Origin of the sequence: Caproiciproducens galactitolivorans (genome assembly GCF_004768785.1) — a bacterium.
In the GTDB taxonomy this organism is placed as follows: Bacteria; Bacillota; Clostridia; order Oscillospirales; family Acutalibacteraceae; genus Caproiciproducens; species Caproiciproducens galactitolivorans.
The window spans coordinates 1-26982 of the sequence record NZ_SRMQ01000017.1 but is presented as its reverse complement, the minus strand read 5'-3'; the positions used below and the strand labels follow the sequence as shown (position 1 = coordinate 26982).

Genomic DNA, 26982 nt, shown 5'->3' with positions numbered 1-26982 from the left:
TGTGTTATTCTTTCCTTGAGTCATTGGGACCAACTCCTTTTTGAATGTCTTGACACCATTCATTTTAAAGGAGTCCCAATGGCTTTTCTATACCTTCTCGAAATTGCGAACTTTATTGTACTCTATCCAAATTAAAAAAGGATAAAAAGGAGGACAGATTTACAGTCATTTGGTAGAATAAAGTTACCACACCAATACACCAAAAGGAGACTGTAAACATGTCCGAGAAAATTATACAGTTAAACGAAGAAATCATTAAGCAGGAACTGAAAGATTTGGTCAGGAATAGTGTGGAAGAAACCCTGAACGGCTTGCAAGACAAGGAGGCAGCGGAATTAACGAATGCTGCCAAGTATGAGCGTACAGAGAACCGACAGGGTTATCGTTCCGGTCACTACACCCGAAATCTTCAAACAACTTTCGGAGATGTAAGCCTTAAAGTACCAAAGCTCAAAGGGGTGCCATTTGAAACAGCGATTATCGAACGGTATCGCCGAAGAGAAAGCAGCGTAGAAGAAGCGCTGATAGAAATGTATCTGGCCGGTGTCTCTGTGCGGCGGGTAGAGGATATTACCGAAGCCCTTTGGGGGACGAAGGTGTCACCAGGCACCATCAGTGAACTGAATAAAAAAGCCTACGTACATATTGAAGAATGGCGAAACCGTCCCCTGAAGGGCGGCAAATATCCATACGTCTATGTTAGATGAAATCTATCTGAAACGCAACTGGGGCAGCGAATATGAGAATGTCTCCATCCTTATCGCAATCGCCGTAAATGAAGATGGATACCGTGAAGTCATCGGTGCCAGGGAAGGTATGAAAGAAGATAAATCCAGCTGGACAGAGTTCTTCAAATGGCTCAAAGGGCGTGGCTTGGACGGCGTAAAACTCATTGTCGGAGACAAATGTCTTGGTATGCTGGAATCGGTTGCCGAAGTGTTCCCGGAGGCTGAATATCAGCGCTGTACCGTTCATTTCTACCGCAATATCTTTTCCGTTGTCCCACGTTCAAAAATGGAGCTGGTTGCCAAAATGCTGAAAGCGATTCACGCTCAGGAAAGCAAAACGGCAGCCAGAGAAAAAGCTAAATCTGTTGTAGAAGATCTTAAAGCAATGAAGCTCAAGGAGGCCGCTAAGTATATTTTCTGGGCATAAAATTACCTCCTGTTGTACTTTCCATTCTACAACAGGAGGTCTCTTTTTTCACTATCTGTTTTCTGGGGGATAGTCCAGAATGACTGCGGGTTTGTTTATTTTTGTTCCGGAGCTTGCGTGATTCCGATCCGGTCCTTTTTCCAGCATTCGTAACATAATCCGATGTAGCTTTCGTTCCCTCCCAGCAGAACCTGTTCGCCTTCCCGGACAATTTTGCCGTTGCATATCCGGGCGTTCACTTCCGCTTTTTTGCCACAGGTGCAAACCGATTTGATTTCCGTTAAGGAATCCGCGATTTCAAACAACCGTTTGCTTCCCTCAAACATATGGGTTTGAAAATCGGTTTTTAACCCGAAACACAGGACGGGTACAAATTCTATCGCAATATCCTTTAGCTGATCAATTTGTTTGGCGGATAAAAACTGAGCTTCGTCTATAATCAAAACATCATATCTGTTTTTCAAATACCAGTCATAAATATTCATGTCCTTCTCGATTAATATTCCTTCGTCCTGTAAACCGATTCGTGATTTAACGACCGTTGTGCCGTCCCGATTATCGATGGAAGGCTTCATCAGCCCAACATGGTATCTTTTTTCCTCATAATTGAATTTTACCATCAATGCCTGCGCAGTTTTGCTGCTGGCCATAGCGCCGTATTTAAAATAGAGCTTTGGCAATATGATTCCCCCAATTTCAAAATCTTATAATAATAGATTATAATAGTATAGCATGGTTTAGCCCGTTCGAAAATACAAAGCCTTCTCGGTTCTAACTTCAAATCGCTGCATATATATAAACCGAAGGGGGCCAAATGATGAAAATTCTGATTTTGACGCGTAAGCGGATGCTGACGGTTCTCTGTTGCCTGCTTTGCGGTGTTCTGACAGTCTTTCTTGCCTTTCAAGGTATAGCGGCGCTGACGGCGTCGTCGAATCAGCGTATGATTCCGATTTATTGCGTGAAGACGGATGAAAAGAAAATCGCTCTCTCTTTCGACGCGGCTTGGGGAAATGATCTAACGCAGACCTTAATAGACATATTGCAGAGGTACAAGGTAAAAACAACCTTTTTCGTCGTCGGCGCGTGGGCTGAAAAATATCCCGAATCCGTAAAAGCGCTTACCGCGGCCGGCCATGAAGTCTGCAATCATTCAGATACCCATCCGCATATGCCGAAGCTTTCCCGGGACGAAATGGCGGCGCAGATCGGCAATTGTAATGATAAAATAAAAAAAGCATCCGGCGTAAGCCCAATTCTGTTCCGCCCCCCGTACGGGGACTATGATAACGCCTTAATGGAGACGGTAAAAGCAAAGAATATGTATTGCATACAGTGGGATGTCGACAGCCTTGACTGGAAAAATCCAGCGCCGAGCGCCATCGTAAGACGCATTACGTCGCAGGCTAAGCCCGGTTCCATCGTTTTATTCCATAATGGGGCGAAAAATACGCCGACGGCTTTGCCGGCTGTGATTGAAGCGCTGCAGGAACAAGGGTATCAGATTGTCCCGGTGTCGCAATTGATTTATAAAAACCATTACACAATCGACAATTCCGGAATGCAGATACCGGACGGAAATGCCGCGCGATAAACAGACTGGATTATAATAAAAACGACCTCCCGGTTGGATGGTTTTAAAATGCGTCCGGAAGGATAGTGTTTGAAAGCAGAGGATTTGCCATGTCATACATAACAAAACGTGCGCTTGAAGAATCCTTGAAAAGGATGCTTCGGAAAAAATCGCTGGATAAAATTACGATTGCCGATATTGCTGAGGATTGCGGGATTAGCCGCATGACCTTCTATTACCACTTTAAGGATATTCATGATTTGGTGGAATGGTGCTGTCTGGAGGACGCCGAAAAAGCGCTCGGCGACAAAAAGACTTATGATACCTGGCAGCAGGGCTTTCTGCAGATTTTTGAAGCGGTGATCGAAAACAGGCCGTTTATCATCAATGTGTACCGCTCAGTCAGCCGCGAGCAGGTGGAGCTATACCTTTACAAGCTCACTTACGATCTGATTATCGGTGTGGTAGAGGAAAAGGCGGTCGGAATGAAAGTCAGCGAGGAGGATAAGAAATTTATTGCTGATTTCTATAAATACGGGTTTGTCGGACTGCTGCTCGACTGGATTAAAAAGGATATGAGGGAAAACCCACGGCAGATTGTTGAAAGGTTGGATTTACTGATCCGCGGCAATATCACCTTGGCCTTGGATCGGTTCCGGAGCGACAAAATTAAACAAATCGACCCAAATGACTAAATTTCATACAATTTGCCCGCTATGATCAAAATTTGATCATAGCGGCATTTCTGTTTATTGAGTCTTTTCAACAGGTTGAAATATAATAAAGGCACAATCAAATTCAGAAAGGAAGTCCTGTGTATGTATTATTCCAGCGGAAATTACGAAGCATTCGCGCGGCCGGAAAAACCGGAAGGCGTCGATCGCAAATCGGCATATATTATCGGCTCCGGTCTTGCAGCGCTGGCGGCGGCCTGTTTCCTTGTACGCGACGGCCAAATGAATGGCAAGCGGGTACATATTCTGGAAAAAGACCCCATCCCCGGGGGTGCATGCGATGGCTATAAATACGACAACGTCGGTTACGTTATGCGCGGCGGACGTGAAATGGATAACCATTTTGAATGTATGTGGGACTTGTTCCGGTCGATTCCTTCGATTGAAACCGAAGGCGTCAGCGTGCTTGATGAATATTATTGGCTCAACAAACATGATCCCAACTATTCTTTGATGCGCGCCACGGTGAATCGCGGCGAAGACGCCCATACGGACGGCAAATTCGGCCTTTCCGACAAGGGTGCCATGGAAATCATGCACTTATTCTTCACACCGGACGAACAGCTCTATGATAAGCGGATTGAAGAAGTGTTTGACAACGAGGTTCTGAATTCAAACTTCTGGTTGTACTGGCGCACAATGTTTGCCTTTGAAAACTGGCACAGCGCGCTCGAAATGAAGCTTTACCTAAAGCGCTTCATCCACCACGTTGGAGGCCTGCCCGATTTTCGAGCGCTGCGCTTCACAAAATATAACCAGTATGAGTCCATGATTCTGCCGATGATCAAATACTTGGAAGCGCATGATGTCCAGTTCCACTATAAAGTTAAGGTACTTAACGTGATTTTTGATATCCAAAAGGAGAGGAAAATTGCCAAACGCATTGACGTGATCCGTGAAGGAGCGGAGGACGCGATTGATTTAACCGAGAACGACCTGGTTTTCATCACAAACGGAGGCTGCGTTGAAAATTCCTCCATCGGCAGTCAGAATGAACCCGCTTCTTTCGACTGGGAAATCCGCGAGGGCGGCGGATGGGATATGTGGCGAAAGATTGCGGCACAGGATTCGTCGTTCGGGAACCCGGACAAATTCTGCTCTAACCCCGAGCAGAGCAATTGGATGTCCGCTACCGTGACGACACTTGATGGCCGTATACCGCCGTATGTGCAGAAAATCTGCAAACGAGACCCGTTCTCCGGAAGGGTGGTTACGGGCGGCATCGTTACCGTGAAAGACTCTAATTGGCTCATGAGCTGGACCTTCAACCGCCAGCCGCAGTTCCACAGCCAGCCGAAGGATCAGCTTGTAGGCTGGATTTACGCCCTGTTCAGCGATAAACCCGGCAACTATATTAAAAAACCGATGCGCGATTGCACCGGTAAGGAAATCTGCATGGAATGGCTTTACCACATCGGCGTGCCGGAAAACGAGATTGAGGACATGGCGGAGCACAGCGCGAACACAGTACCGGTGATGATGCCTTATGTTACAGCCTTCTTCATGCCCAGAAGGAAGGGCGACCGGCCCGCGGTGGTTCCGGAAGGCAGCGTGAACTTTGCATTCCTGGGCCAGTTTGCCGAAACCGTGCGCGACACGATCTTTACCACGGAATACTCCATCCGCACCGGTATGGAAGCCGTTTACACACTGCTGAATATTGACCGCGGCGTGCCGGAGGTATGGGGCAGCACCTATGACGTGCGGGATCTGCTGAATGCAACCGTTCAGCTTCGTGACGGCAAAAAGCTGACCGATATGAACATGGGTATGGCGGAACGCATGAAGATAAAAGAGATCGGGAAGACGATCGCTGGAACCGATATTGAAAAGCTGCTGAAAAAATACGGCGTAATCTAATTACACCATTCCTTATCATCTCCTCAAAAATCAAACGATCCGGCAGGGTTACAGCAACTTGCCGGATCGTTTGGCGTTTTCGATCCGGAGCCCTAAATTTGGAATACGAAAGCCTTTAATGTCTGTTCGGAAATAAGTTTGGGAAGTACGTTTGCTGAATACTCATAAGGTAGGAATGATTTCGGTTCAGTAAAGTTTAGGAGGAGCGGATAGGATGAATTATGATCCTGAGAAACTGGAGAGTATCACATTTGGCAGAGCTTTTCTGCACGGATACAATAAGAATCAGGTCGATGAAGTGATGACGAAGTGAGTCGGTGAACCCAGATGCTTTCTTGAAAAAGAGAATTCCAGAAAAGATGCGGAGTAAGAAAAACGGAGAACAGGACAAACTGTTCTCCGTTTTTTATTGTCAAACCGAAATAAACTACTGGCTTAGCCGGTGGAATCGTAGATGGCTTTAGCCAAACAAACACCCTGCTAAAATAAGATGAAGGTTTGGCCAACCACATCAAAAATAGCAGGGAGGTCTTCTCATGAAAGAGAAAAACATTAAAAGTTTAGAGCATACAACATGGAGATATCAATATCATATCGTATTCGCACCAAAGTTCAGATGGATGGCGATGTATGGTGAATAAAAAAAGATATTGGGTGGATATTGAGGAAGTTATGTGATGAAAAAGGAGTAGAAATTATTCAGGCAGAAACTTGTCAGATCATATTCATATGCTTGTAAACATACCGCCAAAGTAGGCATAAAAAATAGCCCTTTGAGGGGCGGCCTGAGAAAGTCGATACGTTGGTCAGACCTTTCAGGCGCCTCTTAAGAGGCTAGCCGGTATTATGCCCTTCTAGGGCTTACACAAGCCCCCGGCTTGCCGGGGGTTCTGACTGGTGCTTTTGCGGGTGAATTCAGCGCTTTCAATAAAGAGCAGGCCTTTCTGATATAATGACGGGTGGTAAGTCTCGGACAAGCGGAAGAGTTCCTCTGTGGCAGAAAAAACCATTAGTACATCTTTTCCTGTCGGTTTCGCTTCAATATAACTTTTCCTGCCTCATGGGATATTTTTAAGAGGAAAAGGCAACTATGATATTTGTGAAACTTCGGAAGGCAAGGTTGGAAATAAACCTTCGGTGAATGGAATATAGGAAACTAAGACGAATAGTACATTTTGTTTCCAAAAAAATTGAAGATACTTAGACTTTTTTTAGTCTATATTACCATATATACTTAAGGTGTAAGGGTGATCAACCATGAACAAACGAGTCAGCGATATCATGAACGATATTATCAGCAAAGGCGGTGATGGAGGAATTCCCTTTTTCGCTCAGAAATACCATGTTTCCGAGCGCACAATACGGAACGATCTTAAAACGATAAACGGAATTCTCTGTGACAACCGGTTACCTCCCTTTAATATCAGTTCAAACGGAGCCATCGTCTATTATGGCGAGAAAAAGCCCATTCTGAATCTGATTAAGCGGAATGATTTCTACGCCTATAAGCTCTCCAAAGAGGAGCGGAAAATTGCCTTTTCTCTGATTCTCCTCCTTTCGGACAACTTTGTAACCTTAACCAGCGTTGCCGAAGAGCTGTTTGTCAGCAGGACAACATTGATAAACGATCTTGATTCTGTAAAGCAGCTGCTTCGTTCCCGGAATTTGGAGGTGGAATCCCGCCCAAACAAAGGAATCCGCCTGCTTGGTTCAGAACGGGCGCGGAGACACTGTATTATTGATATCGCCCTTGCTAAGCTCGGTCTCTCCAGTAAACAGTATGGTCCTTTTTATAATATGATTCTGTCGCTAATTGACAGGAACGAGAGCGACAAACAAACCATTGAGCAGATCATCAAAACCGAAGAGAGAAAAAACGGTCTGCGCTTTACTGATACCGCCTTTGCCACTCTTGTTTACTGTTTAATCGTATCCATCGGCAGGATGAGTACCGGAAACTTTGCTGAGGAGAGAGAAGATCTTAAGGACGCCAACTATCCGCTAGCAAAGAATCTTCTCGCTTATACGACCGATTATTTTCATCTACCGCTTCGGAAATCGGAAATCCAGTTTCTGAGTGAAATTCTTAGGGAACTTTCCCCGGCTCGCAGGGGAGGCGCTCATGAAAGTTCTGTGGAAATTCAGGTGATTGCCACCAAATTTATCCGGAACATTTCGGAAAACCTCAGTATCGACCTGACGTCCGATTTTACCTTTTATAAAAACCTGGAAAATCATCTTCAGGCGACCCTGCGGAACCGGTTTGCCTCATTGCCTCAGAGCTCTGTAACGGAATTGATTGCCCAGAATTATTCGGATGTGATGAGGGTCACAAAAAAAGAAGCTGTGATACTGGAGGATTATATCCGCCATACCATCAGCGAAAATGAAATTTCATACTTGGCAATGCATATCTGCGCAGCCATAGAAAGAAAACGGGGAAGCCGGAAAAGGGCGAGAATTGCCGTAGCCTGCGGAGGAGGTGTTGGAACCTCCGAACTGCTGGTCGAACGCTTGCAGAAGCGTTTCAGTTTTGACATTGCCGCGGTAGTGGCAGCCCACAATGCAGATACATTGAAGGATGCCGGTATTGACTTTATCATCTCCACGGTGCCCGTTAAAAACTGCGGCATTGATTATATTCAGGTCAGTCCCTTCCTGGATGACGGGGATTACCTGAAAATCTGCAGATATTTAGATTCCAAGCATCCCGCAAGGACAACCGACCTTCCTGAGAAGCGACTTACTTCGGAGGGGCTGATGAAAAAGCTTCAACCCATACTTTCGGAACTGATTCCACAGGAGGACGCTACCGAAGCGATTATCCTGCGGGTCCGAAAAGCGGCCGCCGAATACTTTGGAGAACGTACGGAGCATGGGACAGCAATGCTTTGCCAGCTTCTCTCTCCGGATAAGATCCGGCTTGACGTCGAGTGCTGTTGCAGCGACGAAGCAATCCGGCAATCGGCGGACATTTTGCTAAAGCAGGGATATATCCTGCCGCAGTACATTGAAGCGATCTTTCAGAATATGAGAGAGAACGGTTCGTATTTTGTCCTTTCGCCGGGTTTTGCCGTTCCGCATGCTGGGCTTGGTAACGGCAGTCAAAAAATGGGAATGAGCCTTTTGCGGCTGAAGCACCCTGTTCCGTTTGGCAACGAGGAATTTGACCCCGTTGAGTTTGTCTGCTGCCTAAGCGCCGTGGATTCTGACAGCCATTTGAAGGCTTTTTTCAATCTTGTGAACCTGCTCCGAATGGACGAGTTCAAGGCAAAGCTTCACGTGGCGGCAACTCCGGATGTGGCGGCGGAAATTATACGGATCTACGAATCCCGCATTGCACAGTAACAACGAAAGAAGTTGAATTATTTGATTTGGAAAACATTGAAAAAGAGGCTGATAGTTACTAATTCTGAGGCGGAAAGCCGGGAGGAAATCTTCCAAACCCTCGGAAGTCTTTTGATTCGGGAAGGCTACTGCCGCGATACTTATATACAAGCGCTGAAGGACCGGGAAAGAGAATACCCCACCGGCCTTGATATGGGCGAAATTGGAGTGGCGATTCCCCATACGGACGCTTCACACGTGCTCAAATCCGCCATGGCGATCGCCGTTCTGAAAAAGCCCGTCTCCTTTGAGGTAATGGGCGGTGACGAAGGAGAAATCGTAAACGTTTCCCTAGTCGTCGCAATGGCCATCAGGGATACCGAGGCGCATCTGAATCAGGTACAGGCATTGCTGAAAATTTTACAGGACAATAGCATTCTCCGCGAGCTGATATCTGCAGAATCGCCGGAGGAAGTTATTCACATCATCAAAGGGAAGGAGGAAAAAACATGAAAAAGAAAGTGATTGTGGCCTGCGGAGGTGCTGTGGCAACCTCTACGGTTGCGGCAAACAAGGTTGTGGATCTTTGCAAGGAGAACGGTATTGACATTGAGATTATTCAATGCAGGATTTCTGAAATACGGTCTCATTTGGACGGGGTCTCCCTTATTGTGCCGACCTCGCGTCTGAAGCAGGATCTGGGCGTACCCGTCATCAGCGGGATGCCTTTCATTTCAGGAGTCGGAGAAGAGGAACTCAAGCAGAAAATCCTTGATGTCTTGAAAGGTTAACCAACTGGCCGGCCTCCTGAGCGAGGCCAACAAAATCGGAAGGAGAGAACATTATGGAATTTATCTTTGATGCGGTCAAGTGGTTTGTAGCTCTTGGAGCTTCCGCCATGCTGCCGATCGTTATTACCATTATTGGTCTGATTTTCGGCGTAAAATTTGGGAAAGCGATTCGTTCCGGTATTATCCTTGGTGTTGGATTCGTCGGAATTGGACTCATCGTAACCCTTATGAACGACAACCTCGGCCCTGCGGCGCAGGCAATGTCCACACGGTTTGGAATGTCCCTTCAGGTAATTGATATCGGTTGGCCGGGGATGTCCCCGCTGACCTGGGCTTCCAGCATAGCGATTGCCGCCATTCCGGTTGCAATTCTGCTGAACGTTGTCATGTTGCTGCTGAAGATGACCCATGTTGTCAACGTTGACATCTGGAATATCTGGCACTTTGCATTTACCGGCGCCCTTGTTCACCTTGCCACCGGAAACTATATGCTCGGCATCCTGGCCGTATGCATTCACGGTTTTCTCGCGTTTAAATTCGGCGACTGGTTTGCTCCCGTCATCGAAGATTATTTTGAACTCGAAGGCGTTTGTATTCCGCACGGTGACTCCGCGTTCATGGCGCCGTTTGCCGTACCGGTGGAGTGGGCGCTTGACAGGATACCCGGCATAAACAAAATCAACATTACGTCCGACATCATTCAGAAGAAATTCGGCGTTATCGGCGAGCCCATGATTATCGGCACGGTACTCGGCTGCCTGATCGGCGCTTTAGCCGGCTATGACGTGAAGGGTGCTTTGCAGCTCGGCGTGCAGATGGCCGCCGTCATGGTTCTGATGCCCAAGATGGTTAAGTGCATTATGGAAGGCTTAATGCCGATTTCTGAAGTTGCAAAAGAAAAGATGGCAAAACGCTTTCACGGAGCAAAATTCTACATTGGGCTTGACCCGGCCATCCTGCTGGGTGACTCACAGGTTGTTTCCGCAGGGTTGCTGTTTGTCCCTCTCACTATTCTAATCGCTATGATCGTTCCGGGCAACCGAATCCTTCCGTTTGGAGACCTTGCAACCATCGGGTTCTTCATTGCCATTGCGGTCGGAATCCATAAGGGAAATCTGTTCCGCACCTTGATTTCCGGCTCGATTATCATGTTTATTACCATCTGGATCGCCAATCAGGTCATCCCGCTCACGACTGCCCTTGCCAAAGCGGCAAATTCCAATCTGCTGAACAAGAGCTCTGAAATTGTCGCTCTGGACCAAGGCGGCTGCCCGATAACCTACATCTTAACCCAAGCTTTCCACACCACGAACGTTCCCGGTCTGATCGCGATCGGAGCCCTGTATATTTTCTGCATCGCTTTTACATATGTTCAGTACCGCAAGAAAATGAACGCGAAGAAAGAAGCGGATTCGCAGAATTAAAAAAGAGAGGTTATATCTCAGCATTTACGGTTTAAGGAGAGAAGTCCTGTATGGTTTCACAAAAAGTAACAATTAGCAATCCAACCGGCCTGCACGCCAGGCCGGCCTCCCAGTTCTGCAAATTCCTGAAAAAATTCAAAAGCAAGGTGTTCCTAATTACAGACACCGGCAAAGCGGATTGCGCGAGCATTATTAATCTTCTGAGTATGGCAATTAAACAGGGAACTACCGTTGAACTGCAGGTTTCCGGAGAAGATGAAAAAACGGCTCTGCCGGAAATTGTCGAATTTTTGAAAAGCCTGAAAGAGTGAATGGCTGCGGTTTCGCGCATCAGCCGGAATTCCGCCTTGTTCAGGAGAGTGAGAAATAAAAATGGAAATTATCCAAATTTGGAAAACTGCTTCCGCAGGAATTGCAACCGGAAAAGCCTTCTTCTATAAACCAGTAAGCCTAAAAGCCTCCGCCGGTCTGATCGGGTGCGATCAGACTGGCGCCGAGCTTGATCGCTACCGACGTGCGGAAGAGAAAGTTAAAAAGGAAATCAGCGTTCTCGCAGAGAACTCTGAAATTTTTCAAGTTCATCTGGATCTTGTGGAAGATCCGGCCCTTCAGGACAGCATAGTCAAAAAAATTATTGAAGAACATAAAAATGCCGAACTTGCGCTGGAAGAAACGTCGGCGGAAATACAGGAAACATTTCAAAGCATTGACGACGACTTCTTTCGGGAGCGCGCTGTCGACATCAAAGATGTCTGCCGGAGAATCATGCTGGCTCTTAAAGGTTTGGAAGAAGATAGTCTCGCGGGGATTCGCGGGAAAACGGTTCTTTTTGCCGATCAGCTTACCCCGTCCGATACAGCAAATATGGACCTGCAATCCGTGACCGGTTTTGTTACACGAACCGGCGGTGAAAACAGCCATGTGGCGATTATGGCGCGCGGCATGAATCTGCCCGCGCTGGTAGGCGTCGGCAGCGCAATGGATGAGGTAAAAGCGGGCGACGACGTGATCGTCGACGCGCTGGACGGACGGATTGTCATTTCCCCCGATGAGGAAACAATTCGGAAGTATTCCCGCCGGGAAAAAGAGTACCGGCAGCGTCTTGAAATGCTGAAGCAAACAAACGACCTTCCCCCGGAAACGGCAGACGGCTTCAGGGTCCGCCTATACGCAAACGCGGGGAATCTCGAGGATATAAAGAAAGCAACGGCCGAAGGCGCCGAGGGCATCGGCCTGCTACGCAGCGAATTTCTCTATATGGAAAGCGACCATCTCCCCACGGAAGAAGAACAGTTCGTTGCGTACAAATGCGCCGCCGAACTGTGCGGAGGCGAAGTGATTATCCGCACCCTCGACATCGGTGGGGATAAAGCCCTACCTTATTTCCAGATGGAAACAGAAGAAAACCCCTTTCTCGGCTGGCGGGCCATCCGTATCTTACTGGAGCAAAGAGATATTTTTCGAACACAGCTTCTTGCCATCCTGCGTGCCAGCGCGTTTGGAAAAATCAGCATTATGTATCCGATGATTATTTCGGTTGGCGAGTTGGAGGAAGCAAACGCCGTTCTCTCGGAATGTAAAGCGGAACTTACCCGCCGTGGCATTGCCTTTGATCCAGACATCAAAACCGGAATCATGGTGGAAACGCCCGCCGCCGTGCTCTGCGCTGACGATCTGGCTCATTATGCCGATTTTTTCAGCATCGGCACAAACGACCTTACACAGTACATGCTTGCAGTAGACCGCGGGAATAAGAAAACGGCACAGCTGTATGATTCCTTTCACCCTGCTGTCATCCGAAGCATCCGAAGCGTCATAGAGGCGGGGCATCGTCACGGCATTCCGGTTGGCATGTGCGGGGAATTCGCAGGAAATGCGGATGCCGTTCCCTTGCTGCTGGGCTTTGGACTGGACGAATTCAGCATGTCGCCTTCGCGGATTCCCGAAATCCGCTATCTCATCCGCGCCAGCCGCCGCGACGAGGCGCAGTCGTTTTCCGAGCGCGTTTGCCGGTGTGTTTCCCCGAAAGAGGTTCGCAGGCTTTTAAAAGAAAGGAAATGATTTATGCCACTAACAACATCGAAACAAATGCTCCTTGACGCACAGAAAGGCGGCTATGCTGTCGGTGCGTTCAATGCGGAAAATATGGAAATGGTACAGGCGATTATTGCCGCCGCTGAAGAGCTTCGCGCACCGGTCATGATTCAGACAACCCCCGGTACGATAAAGTACGCCGGTGTCGACCTTTATTACGCAAACGTAAGCGCGGCTGCGAAGAATGCCTCTGTCCCTGTCGCCATTCACCTTGATCACGGCAACAGCTATGAACTTGCCGTTCAGGCACTGCGTGCTGGTTACACGTCCATTATGATCGACGGTTCCCAAGAGGTTCTTGAGAAAAATATCGCGATTACAAAATACGTCGTTTCTGCCTGCGCCCCCTGTGGGGTCCCTGTGGAAGGCGAACTCGGTAAGGTTGGCGGAAAGGAAGACGATACCGAAGGCTCCGGTGTCAACTATACCGATCCGGAGCAAGCCGTACGCTTTGTTGCGGAAACCGGCGTTTCCTCCCTGGCCGTCGGGGTCGGTACGGCGCACGGGATTTACCAAACGAAGCCAGTTCTGAATGTAGAGCTGATTGCCGAACTGCGTAAAGTCCTCGCCGTTCCGATGGTGCTGCACGGCGCCTCCGGCCTGACGGACAAAGATATACGAAACTGCGTGAGTTGCGGCATCTGCAAGGTGAATTTTGCGACGGAGCTGCGCATTGCGTTCAGCGATGCCGTAAAAGAGTATCTGCACCAGAACCCCGCCGTGTTTGACCCTAAAAAATACGGAGCAAAGGCGCGTGAGGCCGTCAAGAAGCAGGTCATGGAACGCATGAAGATCTGTGGCTGCGATGGAAAAGTTTAAGAAAGCAAAGGAGATACTGCAATCATGAAAGCGGCTGTTTTACATAATCAGGAAGATCTTCGTTATGAAAAGATTGAAACCCCGAAAGCCGGGGAAGGCGAAGTGATTATCCATGTGAAGGCAACGGGAATCTGTGGTTCCGATATTCCGCGTGTAAACGCGTGTGCGGCGCACTATTACCCCATCGTGCTGGGACATGAATTTTCCGGTATTGTTTCAGAAGTTGGAAAAGGTGTGGAAAATATCAAAGTCGGCGAACATGTTACTGCCGCCCCGCTGGTTCCATGCATGAAATGTGACGATTGCCAAAAAGGGAATTTTTCCCTATGCAAGCACTATAAATTTATCGGTTCAAGCCTGTTCGGCAGCTTCGCGGACTTTGTGAAGGTGCCTGCAAGGAATGTCGTCAAATTTGACGCCTCCGTTCCTTTTGAGGAAGGCGCGTTTTTTGAACCCGCCACAGTCGGACTGCACGGCGTAAAATGCGCCGGGTTCCACGGTGGGAAAGACGTCGCAATTCTGGGCGGCGGTACGGTTGGATTGTTCACCATGCAATGGGCAAAAATTTTTGGTGCGCGCAGGGCTGTCGTTTTCGATATCAGCGATTCAAGGCTCGCGCTTGCGAAAAACCTCGGGGCAGATGTGGTGATTAATACTAATGATCAAGATTTTATGGAACAGATCAGGGAAATGACCGGCGGCAAGGGCTTCCCGTTTGTCTTTGAAACGGCCGGGCAGAACGCCACCATGAACATCGCGTTCGATATTGCCTCCAACAAAGCGAGTGTTTGCTTTATTGGCACATCCAGCATAGACATTTTATTCCCTTGGCGCAAATTCGAGCTGATGAACCGCAAGGAATTCCGTCTGACCGGTTCCTGGATGAGCTACAGCGCGCCGTTCCCAGGGGATGAATGGATCATAGCGGCAGAATGCTTCAGCAATGGCAAACTGAAATACGACCCGAAGCTGATCTACAAGCGTTTCCCGATGAGCGAAGCCGCACAGGCGTTCAAGCTTTTTAAAATTCCAGGCGAAGTCAAAGGGAAGATCATGCTGATCAACGAAGACTGAACCCGTATTATCAGGAGTAAAACATGATTCTGACAGTTACGTTAAACGCCTCGGTCGACAAGATGTATATGGTCGACGAGGTAAAACTGAATTCCGTAATGCGCGTTCGGCAGGCCATTCCTACAGCGGGTGGAAAAGGGCTGAACGTTTCCCGCGTAGCCGCCGCTTTCGGCGAAAAAGTGCTGGCGACCGGTTTTCTCGGCGGCTTTTCCGGAGAATACATTCAATCGTTGCTCGAAAAGGATGGAATTGCATCCGACTTTGTAAAAATTGAAGGCGAAACACGGTCCTGCATCAATGTGGTTGACCTTGCGACGGGAAAGCACACGGAGTTTCTGGAACCTGGCGCAAAAGTTTCCGGGGCCGAACAGCAGGCATTTCTGGAGCGCTATAAAAAGTACCTGCCCCTTTGCAGCGTGACGGTGCTTTCAGGAAGCCTTCCGCAGGGAGTTTCCGCCGAGTACTACGGAATGCTCATCTCACTTGCCAAAGAACAGGGGAAAAAAGTAATTCTCGATACCAGCGGCGAACCGCTAAAACAGAGCCTGGTGTTTCGCCCGACCCTGATCAAGCCAAATGCGGATGAAATCCGGCAACTTTGCGACCTTCCCGATGTTTCACTCGAAAGCCTGCAGCGCGCGGCTTTCGTGCTTAATCGTAGGGGGATTGCGAACGTTATCATTTCGCTGGGCGAAAAGGGCTCTTTGGCGGCGTGCGAGGAAGGAATTTTCCTGTGTGATTCGCCATGTGTTGATGTGGTGAACACCGTGGGCTGCGGCGACAGTATGGTTGCCGGATTCGCCGTCGGCCTTGCGCGCGGATATTCTTTTGAGGATACCCTCCGTATCGGCGTTGCGGCGGCCGCCGCAAACGCCGCCACTATAACGACGGGCAGCATCCGACCGGAAGATCTGCAGCAGCTGCGTCCCCTTGTCAATATCCGGCGCCTGGACGATATCTAGCGGGGAAGCTTTCCCGTGGGCACTATTAAGTAAAAATGAAAAGATAGGTAAAGTATCCTGCAAAAAAGCACAAAATTTCATGAAGAAGCTAAAGAAAACAAGTTTTTGACATTGGGATTGTAATTAGCTCCAGCGACTTGAGCGGGAGTTAAGCCACCAAGACCTTGGTGCGGACGAATGAAATTAAAGAAGAATATAAAAACGGCAATGGTAGCATTGGCAGATTCAAATGAAATGAAACCCACGCTTAGTTTTGTACCAGGCCTTAAAGCGGTTGTTGAAGGACTCAATGAGATTGTTCTTCTCCGCTTTCTCAAAGCCAATCTTCCTGCGGCTCAGATCAGCCAGCAGCTCGGCGAGTGTTTCGGCGGAAACCTCCTCCAATTCCGCAGGGCTGCCAAACTGAAGCAGGATTTCCTTTGAGGTTTTTCCGAAAACATCGACAAAAACGCTTTGATATTCCGGAAATACCTGATCAAGCACGCAGATAACCTTGCGCTTAAGATCTCCGATGGAATCAACCAGGTAGCTACGGAATCTCGTCAGGTTCTTGAGCGAAAAAATAGCCTCTTCCGGCAACCGCGCCTCAATGAAATCGCCGTAGCGCACAAACTCGGCGATCAGCATCGAGCCTATGACGTCGGTTTTGCGTTTCCTGATCTCTACGCCCTTGCGCCATCCGCCCGTCTGGATGGGGTTGATTACATGGATTTTGCAGCCCTTGTCATGAAGGTATGAATATACCGGCAGCCAGTAATGACCGGTCGCTTCCAGACCAATCTCAAGCTCGTCCTTATGGACGTTGTGGGCCTCCAGCTTTGCAAACAGGCTCTCCGCGCCTTCCGTGGCGTTCGAAAAGGAAAAAGCGCGGAACACCGGTTTCCCGTCCTCGCCTATCATGCTGGCTACATGGTTGTTTTTGCCTATATCTATTCTAAGATAATTCATGGCGGCGTCCTTCGTCTTTGTATTTGGGCGAGTGTTTTCCTCTTTACCGCTAAGTGCCGCAGCCTTGTGGGAGATACGAGACCGGAGCGTTGCTCCGCGACATCCAACTTATTCGCGGCCTGCTTACCGGAAGAGGCGTCAGGCTTTCAATCACGAGCCCACGGCCCAAGGGAGGCACACGACGCCATTCTTTCCCAGACTGCCATTATCTCCCATAATGGCCAAGCTTTCAAGGGTTATGGGTACCCTTTAAAACCCAAATACATTATACAAGGAGGATGGTATATGAAAAGGCTGGCAATATTTGACGTGGATGGAACTTTGAATCAAACAGAGCTTTACGCCGTAAAGGCATACCGAAAGACACTTCTGGACTTGGGGCGCCCCGATGTGTCCGACGCAGAGATCATCGCGCTGATTGGCCTTTCTCCCCAAGAGATTGAAAAAAGGCTTCTGGATGGGTGCAGTCCGGAGATCTGTCGCGCGTATTCCCGTCAAATCGTCCGGAACGAATCCGATCTGATGAAAAAATACGGAAAGGCATTCGATGGAACGGCAAAAATGCTGCAGGACCTGCGGAATTTGGGCATTCTGACGGCTGTGTGCTCCAATGCTACCCAGGCGCACATCGAAGATGTGCTTGACGCAATTCATCTGACCGGCCTGATCGATTTGATTCAGCCGCTGGAGGGCAACGGAACCAAGGCGGATTCGCTGTGCCGCCTGCTCGAAAAAGTCCGGCCGGACGCCGCCTGCATGGTTGGCGACCGTCGGTTTGACAGCGACGCCGCACGGCAGAACGGGATTCCGTTTGTAGGCTGCCTTTACGGATACGGACGCGCGGAGGTCGCCGGCGCTGATTTTACGGCAAATTCCCCGCACGACGTTCTGCGGTGTGTCCTCCAGCTGCTTGTCTCCGGCTTTCATCAAGAATAAAGGCGTAAAAAAAGCCATGCGGCGATTCGATGACCGTACTTCCTAAAATCGTCGTGAATATCCAAGGCATGGTAAAGCCGCTCCTCCACACTGTACGGGTTGGAGGGATCCTTCTGTGTAAAAGATTCAAGCATGAAGAAAAAGCCGCCAAAGCGCCGTTATGTGTGGACTGTTCCCGATTGAACAGACAAAGGAATAAAAACCCTGTCGCAGAATAGTTCAGTAGACTATCCCCCAGAAAACAGACAGTAAAAAAAGAGACCTCCTGTTGTAGAATGGAAAGTACAACAGGAGGTAATTTTATGCCCAGAAAATATACAAAATTAGAAATGTTAAGCGAGGTATTCCGTCGAAAGGTAGCTGGAGAAACGAACCGAGAAATAGGAGAAAGCTATGGACTAACAAAATATCAAATCAAACAGTTTGGACAGCCGCCAACATCGGAAGGCGCGCTTGATTGCCAACGGGTATAAACCTCTTCCTAAAGGCAGGCCACGAAAAAACATAGCGGACGAAAAAACACGTTATAACAACGAATTGGCTGAATTGCGGATGAAAGTAGAATTACTGCAAAATTTTCTATCCGAAGTTGGAAGGAAGTGAAGCTAAAATATCGTGTCATTGAACGGTTCCGTGGTAAATATAACATTGAGGCCATGTGTAATGCGCTTGAGGTTTCCCGCAGTGGCTACTATGCTTGGCGAAACCGACAAACAAAAGCAGCGAAGGATCAATGGTTAACGGATTTGATACTGGATTGTCAACAGCGCTGCAAACAAACCTACGGTTGCCGCCGAGTGCGCCGTTGGATTCAGCGGCAGACCGGAAAGAACGTCAACTTAAAAGCCATTCTGCGCATCATGCGAAGTATGACTTGCTTTCACAAATACGTCGGCGTCGGCCATATGTGCATTACAAACAAGCAGTACATAAATATCCAAATCTGTTGCAGAGAATATTTGAGCAATCCTTGCCCAATCATTTCTGGGTTACCGATATTACCTACATTCCTACTGTAAAAGGAATGTTGTATCTATGTGCGGTAGTAAACCTGTGTGGCAAAATGGTTTTGGCCTATCGTATCGGTGTAATGATATGACTGCCTCACTAGTGACTGATACCATCCGAGCCGAGACGCCTTACAAAAAGAGAAAGTCGCTGATGGACTTACTCTCCACAGCGACCAAGGATCTCAATACACCTCTCAAGCATACTTTGACCTGAGTCAAGAGTACCTTCAGTCATCCATGTCCAGCCCCGGTTGTCCATATGACAATGCAGCTATGGAAAATTTCTTTGGTGCGCTAAAAACGGAATGTTTATACCGTACCAAGTTTTCCAGTCGCGCTGAAGTAACAGGCAGTAGCTGAATATGTGCAATTTTACAATTATGACGTAAACGGCCTCACTCCGTCCGAAATACGGAGCAAGGCCGCCTAAATCTGAGCTATTCTGCGACAAGGCTTTTATCCCTTTGTCTGTTCAATCGGGTACAGTCCATTCATTCATTGCCTGCGGGTTTCTCTTTGGATTTATTTCAAGGCTTAATTTGCAAGTGCATCCGTTTGCTCGGCATGGCCGGTATACGTTGGCACTAACTCGTGGACAATCTCCATCATTTTCACATTATCGACACCGGCAACCTTTCTAAGCTGCTCAATCTGGCTGATAAAGGTTTCTTCATTAAAGGGGATCGGGGTGCCGATGTAAATCAGCTCATGGCTTGTTTTCTGGCATCCTCCTTCGCTGTCCAAAAGCAGCTCTTCATACAGCTTTTCACCGGGACGGAGACCTGTATACACGATTTTGATGTCAATATCCGGCTGCAAACCGGAAAGGCGAATCAAATTGCGCGCCAAATCAACGATTTTTACAGGCTGCCCCATATCTAAAACAAAGATTTCCCCGCCGTGCGCCATTCCGCCCGCCTGAATAACCAGCCGGGCCGCCTCGGGAATGGTCATAAAATAACGGATGATATCCGGATGTGTTACGGTAACCGGGCCGCCGTTCGCAATCTGCTTTTTAAAAAGCGGAATCACGCTGCCGTTGCTGCCAAGCACGTTGCCGAAGCGGACAGCCACGTAATCCGTTTTGCTGTGCCGGCTGTAATACTGAATAATCAATTCACATATGCGCTTGGTCGCACCCATAATATTGGTCGGGTTGACCGCTTTGTCCGTAGAAATCAGCACCATGCGCTTTACGCCAAATTTATCGCACATCTCCGCGACATTGAGCGTACCAAAAACATTATTTTTCACCGCTTCGCCCGGGCTGAGCTCCATCAACGGCACATGCTTGTGCGCCGCCGCGTGGAAAACAACGTCCGGCCTGCAAACAGAAAAAATATGCTCGATTCTGGCTTTGTCGCGGACGGAGCCAATCAGGACTTCCAGATTCAAATGCTTAAAGCGCATCAAAAGTTCATTCTGCAAATCATAAGCATTGTTTTCATAAATATCAAATATGATCAGTTTTTTCGGATTAAAGTAAGCTATCTGGCGGCAAAGCTCGCTGCCGATCGATCCGCCGCCGCCCGTCACCAGTACGGTCTTGTTTTTGAGGTATCCGCTAATTTCTTCTGTATTCAAATGGATCTCGTCCCTGCCCAACAGGTCGATAATATCCACATCGCGTATTTTAAGCGGATCGGCGCTGTCCTCAATGATTTCATAAAGCGCGGGGATGGTTTTCAGCTGGCAGCCTGTTTTTGCACAGATATTCAGGATAGCCTGCTTTTCCTCTTTTTTTGCTGACGCGATTGCCAGGAGGATTTGGTCGATATTATACCGAGCCGCCATTTTGGGGATACTTTCCCGGCCGCCCACGACCTTTACGCCATGAATCCGCGTCCCTCTTTTCCGCCGGTCGTCGTCAATTGCGATAACCGGAATCCCCTTGCTTTCCGGCGCGTTTTTCATATCCTTGATAACCATGGAACCCATTTCCCCCGCGCCGATAACCATAACGCGGTGGAACTCTTCAGGATCCTGCTTGTTAATCTGGCTTTTCCGCTTCATCCGCCGAACCAAACGGAAGCTGAACCGCGACGCGCCAACCAGAAAAATGGCAATTACCCAAGCCATAATGTAAACGCCCCACGGGAAACGCCGGACATGCAGGATTTGCCAGGATATCTGCTGGGAAAAAGTAAAACCTGTAATTGTAACAATCAGAGCGGCAAAGGTTGTCCCATAAAAGATTAGCAAAAGCTCGTCCAGGCTTGCGAATTGCCACATTGTTGAATAAAAACGGAATAAAAAAAAGCTGATGATATAAATACCGATTATCCAGGGCATCCACGCTCTAAAAGACTCTAAATCATAGTCTCTGGGAAAAATCTGGCCATCATAACGCAAAATAAAGGCAATCCAATAGCTGAAAAACACACAGAGAATATCTATTATAATTTGTATGAAAGAATTTCCAAATGTTGCTTTTCGATTCTTCATGTGAATATACTCCTACCAAAAGAAATTTAACCGGTTTAGTATAACACAAACCTATTACGAAAGAAAGGGCGAAATTATGAAGAATTGATTAACTACATAACCTCTTGCAAATTTCTCTCAATTTTTTTGTCAATTTTAACTGGTGGCCCGCTCAAAATATAAGTAATATCCGCAAGAATTTCCGCTTCCTGTTTATCATGTGTTACCAGTATTTTCAGCGCATCATTGGTTCTCTGTTTAATGAGAGAGATCATTTGCTCCTTGCTTTCGGGATCAAGCCCCCGGAAAGGCTCGTCCAGCAGAAAGAGATCTCCGCCGTACGCAAGCACGCGGGCAATCGCCACACGGCGCTTCATGCCGCCGCTAAGCTGTGCGGGCAGTTTGTCTTCCTCTCCTTCCAAGCCCACAAGCCGCATCCAAATTCTCGCCTCTTCCCGGTTTTGTATTTCATTGCCCCGAAGAACGGCTGCAATATTTTCCGCCGCGGAAATCCAAGGCAAAAGCCGGTTTTCCTGAAAGAGGTACGCTATTTTTCGTTTTTCCACCCCGGCAATCACGCCGGAATCATAGGGCTCCAGGCCCGCTATGCAATTTAAGAGCGTCGTTTTTCCGCACCCAGAAGGGCCGTAAAGGCAGACTGTCCCCTTTTCCGGCAGGGTTAAGGAAAAATGATCAAATATGTTTTTGTCATTATATGTTTTCGTAAGGTTGATGATTTCCAATTTACACTTTCCCATCATTGCTCAACATTATATTTTTGTCCCATCGTTTTCATAAAACGGACCATCAGCCATTCCAAAAGCACACTCATGGCAACAACTACAACCGTCCACGCAAACAGGCTGTCGGTTTCAATGTAAATTTTCGAATTGTATATCTGGCCGCCGACCGATAAAGGGGTATTTGCCAGCACTTCCGCGGCGATGCCCGCTTTCCACGCAAGGCCCAGCCCCGTTGTGCAGGCAGCCGTAAAATACGGCATAATGGAGGGAATATACACGCGCCGAACCGTCTTTACCGTGCCGAACCGGTAAGCAGCGGCCATTTGCAGCAGATTTTCATCCGTTTTCTCAATTCCCTGAAACACGTTTGCCCACACAATCGGCGTGACCATCAAAAAAGAGGTAAAGGCCGGCACATGGGCGGAAGGAATCCAGACCAGCGCGAGGATGATAAAGGAAGCGACCGGCGTAGCCTTAATGATGCTGATTACCGGATGAAAAATATCATACAACATGCTGGAAACGCATGTGCAAATCGCCAATAGGCTTCCCGTAAAAATTCCGAGAAGAAAGCCCTCCAAAATACGGGTCATGGAAAAGAATGCGGTCAACCAAAAAGTGCTCTCCTTGGAAAGAGCAATGAGTTTTTGCAAAACATGAACAGGAGATACAATGAGTATCTCCTGCCGAACTGCGAAATAAATCAGCTGCCATACACAAAGCCAAAATACGGCGGCAAACAGCTTCCTTATTGTTTTGTACCGAAACAATCCTTTATTTTTTGTAATAGAAGTCTTCACCCGGCAAACTACCTCCAACGGACTTCTTGTTGGCTGTGTAGAGAATATTTAAGAAATCAGGAATTTTTGTTTTCATTTCCTTGCCGTCCATATAGACGATATTGCAGCTTGGAATCGCCTTTTTCGCAACCGCCGCTGGCATAATCTGATATTTTTCCGACAGCGCGGCCGCTTCCTCTATATTGGAATTGGTAAACTCCGTCGACTGTTTATATTCGTCAAGGAATGTGTCAAAGGCCGCCTTATTCTTCTCCACAAAATCCTTGCGGACAATTAAGCAGCCCATCGTGAGCACACTTTTTCCACCGGACACGGTATCCCATTCTTTTGTCAAATCCAGCGAAGCCTTCACATTCTTGTTCTTCGCCATTACCTGTGAGACAAATGGTTGGGGCAGCAGGGCAATTTTTGCCTTTCCGGCGATAACCAGCGCAGCCAGCTCCGCATGCTCCGCTTTATACTCCACTTGAACGTCCTTGCCGACGGTCAACCCGTTTTGCTTCAGGATATAGTTAAACGCGTACTCCGGAACAGACCCCTGGCCGGAGGAATAAACCGTCTTGCCCTTTAAATCCTTTATGTTGTTGATGGTTTCCCCGTTCGTCAAGATGGACAAGACGCCGAGCGTGTTTACTGCGGCCATCTGGACTTTCCCGTTCGTTTTATTATATAGCACGGCCGCAAGATTGGTCGGCACCGCAGCCGCATCGACTTCGCCCTTAGAGATTTTCGACACGATTTCATCCGGTGAATTTACAAGTGTGAATTCATACGCTTCCGCTGCGGTTTTGGCATCGTTCTTGCTCATAAGCTGAAGCATGCCCAGCCCTGTCGGCCCTTTTAGTGTGGCAATTTTTATCGTTGTTTTCCGCGAGGCGGATTGTGTGCTGGAAGCAGGCCGGCTCGGTTCCGGCGCACTCGCTTGGCTAGAAGCAGTCGAAGACATACCCGTACAACCGGACAATACCGATGCTAACATACATACTGTCAAAGAAAATGCAGTTAATTTCTTCGTTAAATTCATTCTTTTCTCCTCTTAACACAAGCAAAAGTATCTATTTCTTATTTTTAGAAAGAAACAAATGCCAATCGCTAGAAGGAGCACTGCTCACGCAGTGCTCCCTTTCAAAACATAAAGAAATTTTGAATTATTCGTGATCGCAGTAGTCGGAATCGCAACCACATTCGCAGCCGTCTTCGTCAAGATCGAATTCCAGCGACTCGCCACAATTCGGGCAATCCATCTGGCCGTCTTCAACGATATCCTCCGACAGGCATATGGTTTCATGGCAATTCGGACAGGTTACCTCATAATAGCATTCCCCGTCGTCGTCCTCATCATCATCGTCACTATAGAAATCGTCTTCCAAAGCTCCCAGATCTTCATCGACAGCATCAAGCTGATCTGTCATATCATCAAAGCTTTCTTGCATCTCCGCAATAGAAAGAGCCATGTCGTCAAGCAGGTCAATAATCGCATTAATCACCTTGACCTCTTTTTTGCTTTCATCAAGCTCCAGGCCCTCAGCCAGTCCGCGAATATAGGAGACCTTCTCTTTGTTTGTCATAATTATACCTCCTTATAAAGCTTGTTTATAACAAGCTTATTGTTGGTTACGCGCGCTCCATATATTCGCCTGTGCGCGTATCAATACGAATCATTTCGCCTTCCTCAATAAACAGAGGAACATTGATTTGCGCACCGGTTTCAACTGTAGCAGGCTTTAATGCGTTTGTTGCGGTGTTACCCTTGAAGCCGGGATCTGTTTTTGTAACTTTGAGTTCGACAAAATTCGGCGGCTCAACTCCAAAAACGTTGCCTTTATAGGAAAGAACCTTACAGATCATGTTTTCCTGAACAAATTTAAAGTTATCACTTAAAACGCTCTTGTTAATTGGAATCTGCTCGAAAGTTTCCGAGTCCATGAAATAATAAAGATCCCCGTCGTTGTAAAGATATTGCATATCTCTGCGCTCAATAAACGCGGTCGGATACTTATCATTCGGATTGAATGTTCTTTCCGTAACGCTTCCGGTAATCACATTCCTGATTTTTGTACGGACAAAAGCCGCGCCCTTACCCGGTTTAACATGCTGAAATTCAATAATAGATACAACGTTGCCGTCTAACTCAAAGGTAACGCCGTTTCGAAAATCACCTGCTGATATCATGATTTTATCCTCCAAACTAGTTTTTCCATCTCATATCTTATAATATTTCACATATTTTTTCAAGATATTTTTGCCCTACATAAGATCCTTCAGCGCAGCGAGCGCAAGAAAATAACTGTTTTTTCCAAATCCAGCAATCTGCCCGGCACACACTTCCGAAATTACGCTTTTATGGCGGAAATCTTCGCGCGCATAGATATTGCTCATATGTGTTTCCACAAAAGGAATCCGAACGCTTGCAATGGCATCCCGCAGCGCATAGCTGTAATGCGTCAAGGCCCCGGCGTTAATAACGACGCCATGATAAACCCCGCTTGCACTATGGATTTTGTCGATCAGATCGCCCTCATGATTGGACTGGTAAATGTCGCAGTCATAATTCAACTTTTTTGCATTTTCCACAATTTGAAGGTTAATGCTTTCCGCTGTTTCATCCCCATAAACACCCTTCTCACGCACACCGACCATATTCAGGTTTGGCCCGAGAAGAACAAGAACTCTTTTTTTGCCCATCCTGATTTCCCCTTATTCAAAGTATTCTTTCCCACGTTTCGTGGCTTTCACTATGTATCGGATCGGAGTTTCTAAAAAGCGGCGGATTGCAAAGGATATTGATTGTTCCTTACCCGTGGGGACAAGAAGAATTGATTTCATAAAGGACAGGTTCGCACCGATCACATCCGTAAAAACCTGATCCCCGACAACAACAACCTCGCTGTGTTTTACGCCCATTCTTCGTATTGCGCGATGATAGGCCAGTGGAAGGGGTTTCAAGGAAAGATACATGAACGGCAGCCCGTATTTTGCGGCAAAGGGCGCAACACGCCGTTTAAAATTGTTTGACATAATAATAATATCAATTCCATTTTCCAGCATGGTACGGGTCCATTCAATCGTTCCCTCAAACGGCTCCTGCGATCCATGAACGGCGAGCGTATTGTCCACATCCAGTATAATAGCCCTGGCTTTCATAGCGCGAATAAGCTCCGGAGTAATATCCAACACCTTATCCACAGCAGTGGTAGGCAAAAATAATGCCAAAGCAATACCTCCGTTTCGCAGAAATGAAAATCAAGCTAAAAAAGCGGGCAATCAAGCCCGCTTTTCCTATGACATTTGTTTTTCTGTCCCAGCTTACTTATACTTACGCTTGCGGGCTGCTTCGGATTTCTTCTTACGTCTAACGGAAGGCTTCTCATAAGCTTCTCTCTTACGAACCTCAGCAATGACTCCCGCTCTCGCGCACTGCTTCTTAAACCTTCTCAGGGCGCTGTCCAGAGACTCGTTGTCTTTAATTCTAATCTCAGCCATTTATCTTTTCCCTCCCATCCGCCATACGGCAGGGGTATTCGTGTAAGTCATATTACATAAAAATCATTATACATACTGTGCCGGAATATGTCAAGCCTAATCTGTTAAACTTTGCATAAGTTACTAAAAGTGTAGAATTTAGTATTGACATAAAAAAGGGAAAATGATAGAATATTAAGCGCAACTTAAAACACTTAGATAGGGGTATAGCTCAGTTGGTAGAGCAGTGGTCTCCAAAACCACGTGCCGAGGGTTCAAGTCCTTCTGCCCCTGCCAATCAAAAGCCCGCACGAACGCTGATTTCTTCAGTATTCATGCGGGTTTTTCACGTTTTCAGAGTATTTTATATCGGACTATTATATTGATTAAAACACAAAAATACATTAAAAAATGCAACACATGCAACACGAAATGCAACACAAAACGCCCTCGTTCATGATCAAAAGTGGAAATAACTAACCTAAACAGTATCTGCTAGACAGTCACCATAGACGGGTTTATCCTCCGCCAAACGCATATCTGTAAAGTATAACTATAACTTATTTCGTATAATTATAGAAATATCCCATCAACCAATCTTTTTTGATTTTCGTCCTTTATTAACAAAAACCCCATAAAGCAAAAAATCCCCCGCCAGCCAATTTTGGAGTGTTCCAGATAAATCGGCCAACGGGGGATTCCTTCGTTATTCCTGCTTCGTTACTTCATCCGGCGTATTGCTTGCTCCGGCTGCTGCGGAATCCACAAGCCCCTCGCCTACTATGTACGCGATTACTGCACCCAGCGACATGATTACGCCGCTGATCTGCTGGGTGGTGTTTGCGT

26 protein-coding genes, 1 tRNA gene and 4 pseudogenes are annotated in these 26982 nt (G+C 47.5%); 19 read left to right on the top strand and 12 right to left on the bottom strand.

Annotated features, from left to right (window positions below):
- Positions 1 to 218 precede the first annotated feature (218 nt).
- A pseudogene (locus tag CAGA_RS11955) lies at positions 219 to 1137 on the top strand (IS256 family transposase); the annotation flags it as partial.
- A gap of 113 nt (positions 1138 to 1250) precedes the next feature.
- On the opposite strand, the gene CAGA_RS11950 reads toward CAGA_RS11955, so the two are convergent.
- Positions 1251 to 1835 (bottom strand): thymidine kinase, encoded by a 585-nt coding sequence (locus CAGA_RS11950; protein ID WP_135661109.1) that lies wholly within the window; start codon positions 1833 to 1835, stop codon positions 1251 to 1253.
- Positions 1836 to 1969: 134 nt separating this feature from the next.
- Here CAGA_RS11950 and CAGA_RS11945 point away from each other — a divergent pair, with 134 nt between their 5' ends.
- The 13 genes and pseudogenes from CAGA_RS11945 to pfkB all read left to right on the top strand — a co-directional run bounded on the left by CAGA_RS11945 (position 1970) and on the right by pfkB (position 15813).
- Positions 1970 to 2749: a polysaccharide deacetylase family protein gene (locus CAGA_RS11945; protein WP_243113037.1), complete on the top strand. Its 780-nt coding sequence runs from the start codon at positions 1970 to 1972 to the stop codon at positions 2747 to 2749.
- Between the two features lie 89 nt (positions 2750 to 2838).
- A complete protein-coding gene (locus CAGA_RS11940) occupies positions 2839 to 3423 on the top strand; it encodes a TetR/AcrR family transcriptional regulator (RefSeq protein ID WP_135661105.1) in 585 nt (194 codons plus the stop codon).
- 123 nt (positions 3424 to 3546) lie between these two features.
- Positions 3547 to 5322 carry an oleate hydratase gene (locus CAGA_RS11935; protein ID WP_135661103.1) on the top strand — a complete coding sequence of 592 codons (1776 nt, stop codon included), beginning with the start codon at positions 3547 to 3549 and terminating at the stop codon, positions 5320 to 5322.
- A 536-nt stretch (positions 5323 to 5858) separates the two neighbouring features.
- Positions 5859 to 6075, top strand: a pseudogene (gene tnpA / locus CAGA_RS12880) (IS200/IS605 family transposase); the annotation flags it as partial.
- A gap of 504 nt (positions 6076 to 6579) precedes the next feature.
- Positions 6580 to 8670, top strand: a complete 2091-nt coding sequence (locus CAGA_RS11925; protein WP_135661101.1) for a BglG family transcription antiterminator — start codon at positions 6580 to 6582, stop codon at positions 8668 to 8670.
- A gap of 21 nt (positions 8671 to 8691) precedes the next feature.
- On the top strand, positions 8692 to 9162 hold the full coding sequence (locus tag CAGA_RS11920; RefSeq protein ID WP_135661100.1) for a PTS sugar transporter subunit IIA: 471 nt from the start codon (positions 8692 to 8694) through the stop codon (positions 9160 to 9162).
- Positions 9159 to 9440: a PTS galactitol transporter subunit IIB gene (gene gatB / locus CAGA_RS11915; RefSeq protein ID WP_135661098.1), complete on the top strand. Its 282-nt coding sequence runs from the start codon at positions 9159 to 9161 to the stop codon at positions 9438 to 9440. The genes CAGA_RS11920 and gatB overlap by 4 nt, the downstream gene beginning before the upstream one ends.
- Positions 9441 to 9493: 53 nt before the next feature.
- Complete coding sequence (locus CAGA_RS11910) at positions 9494 to 10864, top strand: PTS galactitol transporter subunit IIC (protein ID WP_135661096.1); 1371 nt, start codon at positions 9494 to 9496, stop codon at positions 10862 to 10864.
- Positions 10865 to 10914: 50 nt separating this feature from the next.
- On the top strand, positions 10915 to 11175 hold the full coding sequence (locus CAGA_RS11905; RefSeq protein ID WP_135661094.1) for an HPr family phosphocarrier protein: 261 nt from the start codon (positions 10915 to 10917) through the stop codon (positions 11173 to 11175).
- A 61-nt stretch (positions 11176 to 11236) separates the two neighbouring features.
- On the top strand, positions 11237 to 12925 hold the full coding sequence (gene ptsP, locus CAGA_RS11900) for a phosphoenolpyruvate--protein phosphotransferase (protein ID WP_135661092.1): 1689 nt from the start codon (positions 11237 to 11239) through the stop codon (positions 12923 to 12925).
- A 3-nt stretch (positions 12926 to 12928) separates the two neighbouring features.
- Entirely contained in the window at positions 12929 to 13777 is an 849-nt protein-coding gene (locus CAGA_RS11895) for a class II fructose-bisphosphate aldolase (protein ID WP_135661090.1), read from the top strand.
- A 24-nt stretch (positions 13778 to 13801) separates the two neighbouring features.
- Positions 13802 to 14851 carry a galactitol-1-phosphate 5-dehydrogenase gene (locus CAGA_RS11890; RefSeq protein ID WP_135661088.1) on the top strand — a complete coding sequence of 350 codons (1050 nt, stop codon included), beginning with the start codon at positions 13802 to 13804 and terminating at the stop codon, positions 14849 to 14851.
- Positions 14852 to 14874: 23 nt separating this feature from the next.
- Positions 14875 to 15813, top strand: coding sequence for a 1-phosphofructokinase (gene pfkB / locus CAGA_RS11885; RefSeq protein WP_135661086.1), 939 nt, complete (start codon positions 14875 to 14877; stop codon positions 15811 to 15813).
- A gap of 77 nt (positions 15814 to 15890) precedes the next feature.
- Here the strand turns inward: pfkB and CAGA_RS11880 are convergent.
- A pseudogene (locus CAGA_RS11880) lies at positions 15891 to 16113 on the bottom strand (integrase core domain-containing protein); the annotation flags it as partial.
- A 174-nt stretch (positions 16114 to 16287) separates the two neighbouring features.
- Positions 16288 to 16761, bottom strand: a pseudogene (locus CAGA_RS11875) (IS110 family transposase); the annotation flags it as partial.
- A gap of 285 nt (positions 16762 to 17046) precedes the next feature.
- Here CAGA_RS11875 and CAGA_RS11870 point away from each other — a divergent pair.
- The 4 genes from CAGA_RS11870 (at position 17047) to CAGA_RS13015 (ending at position 19067) form a co-directional block, all read left to right on the top strand.
- Positions 17047 to 17697 (top strand): HAD family hydrolase, encoded by a 651-nt coding sequence (locus tag CAGA_RS11870; protein ID WP_167875236.1) that lies wholly within the window; start codon positions 17047 to 17049, stop codon positions 17695 to 17697.
- A gap of 302 nt (positions 17698 to 17999) precedes the next feature.
- Positions 18000 to 18170 (top strand): hypothetical protein, encoded by a 171-nt coding sequence (locus CAGA_RS12760; protein WP_207669585.1) that lies wholly within the window; start codon positions 18000 to 18002, stop codon positions 18168 to 18170.
- Positions 18171 to 18353: 183 nt separating this feature from the next.
- The gene (locus CAGA_RS11860; protein WP_413814397.1) at positions 18354 to 18716 is read left to right on the top strand and encodes an IS3 family transposase; all 363 of its coding nucleotides are present in this window, start codon (positions 18354 to 18356) and stop codon (positions 18714 to 18716) included.
- Positions 18717 to 18944: 228 nt separating this feature from the next.
- Positions 18945 to 19067 (top strand): integrase core domain-containing protein, encoded by a 123-nt coding sequence (locus CAGA_RS13015; RefSeq protein WP_407932293.1) that lies wholly within the window; start codon positions 18945 to 18947, stop codon positions 19065 to 19067.
- Positions 19068 to 19241: 174 nt separating this feature from the next.
- Here the strand turns inward: CAGA_RS13015 and CAGA_RS11850 are convergent, their stop codons facing one another.
- The 9 genes from CAGA_RS11850 to rpsU all read right to left on the bottom strand — a co-directional run bounded on the left by CAGA_RS11850 (position 19242) and on the right by rpsU (position 26157).
- Positions 19242 to 20909, bottom strand: coding sequence for a polysaccharide biosynthesis protein (locus tag CAGA_RS11850; RefSeq protein WP_330566996.1), 1668 nt, complete (start codon positions 20907 to 20909; stop codon positions 19242 to 19244).
- A 335-nt stretch (positions 20910 to 21244) separates the two neighbouring features.
- Positions 21245 to 21874, bottom strand: a complete 630-nt coding sequence (locus CAGA_RS11845) for an ABC transporter ATP-binding protein (RefSeq protein ID WP_243113035.1) — start codon at positions 21872 to 21874, stop codon at positions 21245 to 21247.
- Between the two features lie 14 nt (positions 21875 to 21888).
- A complete protein-coding gene (locus CAGA_RS11840; RefSeq protein ID WP_243113034.1) occupies positions 21889 to 22485 on the bottom strand; it encodes an ABC transporter permease in 597 nt (198 codons plus the stop codon).
- Positions 22486 to 22648: 163 nt separating this feature from the next.
- Entirely contained in the window at positions 22649 to 23698 is a 1050-nt protein-coding gene (locus tag CAGA_RS11835; protein ID WP_135661078.1) for an ABC transporter substrate-binding protein, read from the bottom strand.
- Between the two features lie 124 nt (positions 23699 to 23822).
- The gene (locus tag CAGA_RS11830; RefSeq protein WP_135661076.1) at positions 23823 to 24242 is read right to left on the bottom strand and encodes a CD1247 N-terminal domain-containing protein; all 420 of its coding nucleotides are present in this window, start codon (positions 24240 to 24242) and stop codon (positions 23823 to 23825) included.
- A gap of 46 nt (positions 24243 to 24288) precedes the next feature.
- Positions 24289 to 24846: an elongation factor P gene (efp, locus tag CAGA_RS11825; protein WP_135661074.1), complete on the bottom strand. Its 558-nt coding sequence runs from the start codon at positions 24844 to 24846 to the stop codon at positions 24289 to 24291.
- Between the two features lie 75 nt (positions 24847 to 24921).
- Positions 24922 to 25359 carry a type II 3-dehydroquinate dehydratase gene (aroQ, locus tag CAGA_RS11820; RefSeq protein ID WP_135661072.1) on the bottom strand — a complete coding sequence of 146 codons (438 nt, stop codon included), beginning with the start codon at positions 25357 to 25359 and terminating at the stop codon, positions 24922 to 24924.
- Between the two features lie 12 nt (positions 25360 to 25371).
- A complete protein-coding gene (locus CAGA_RS11815) occupies positions 25372 to 25887 on the bottom strand; it encodes a YqeG family HAD IIIA-type phosphatase (RefSeq protein WP_135661070.1) in 516 nt (171 codons plus the stop codon).
- 93 nt (positions 25888 to 25980) lie between these two features.
- A complete protein-coding gene (rpsU, locus tag CAGA_RS11810) occupies positions 25981 to 26157 on the bottom strand; it encodes a 30S ribosomal protein S21 (RefSeq protein WP_135661068.1) in 177 nt (58 codons plus the stop codon).
- Positions 26158 to 26357: 200 nt separating this feature from the next.
- Between rpsU and CAGA_RS11805 the strand changes: the two genes are divergently transcribed.
- Positions 26358 to 26433: transfer RNA gene (locus tag CAGA_RS11805), tRNA-Trp, on the top strand.
- The last annotated feature ends 549 nt before the right edge of the window (positions 26434 to 26982 follow it).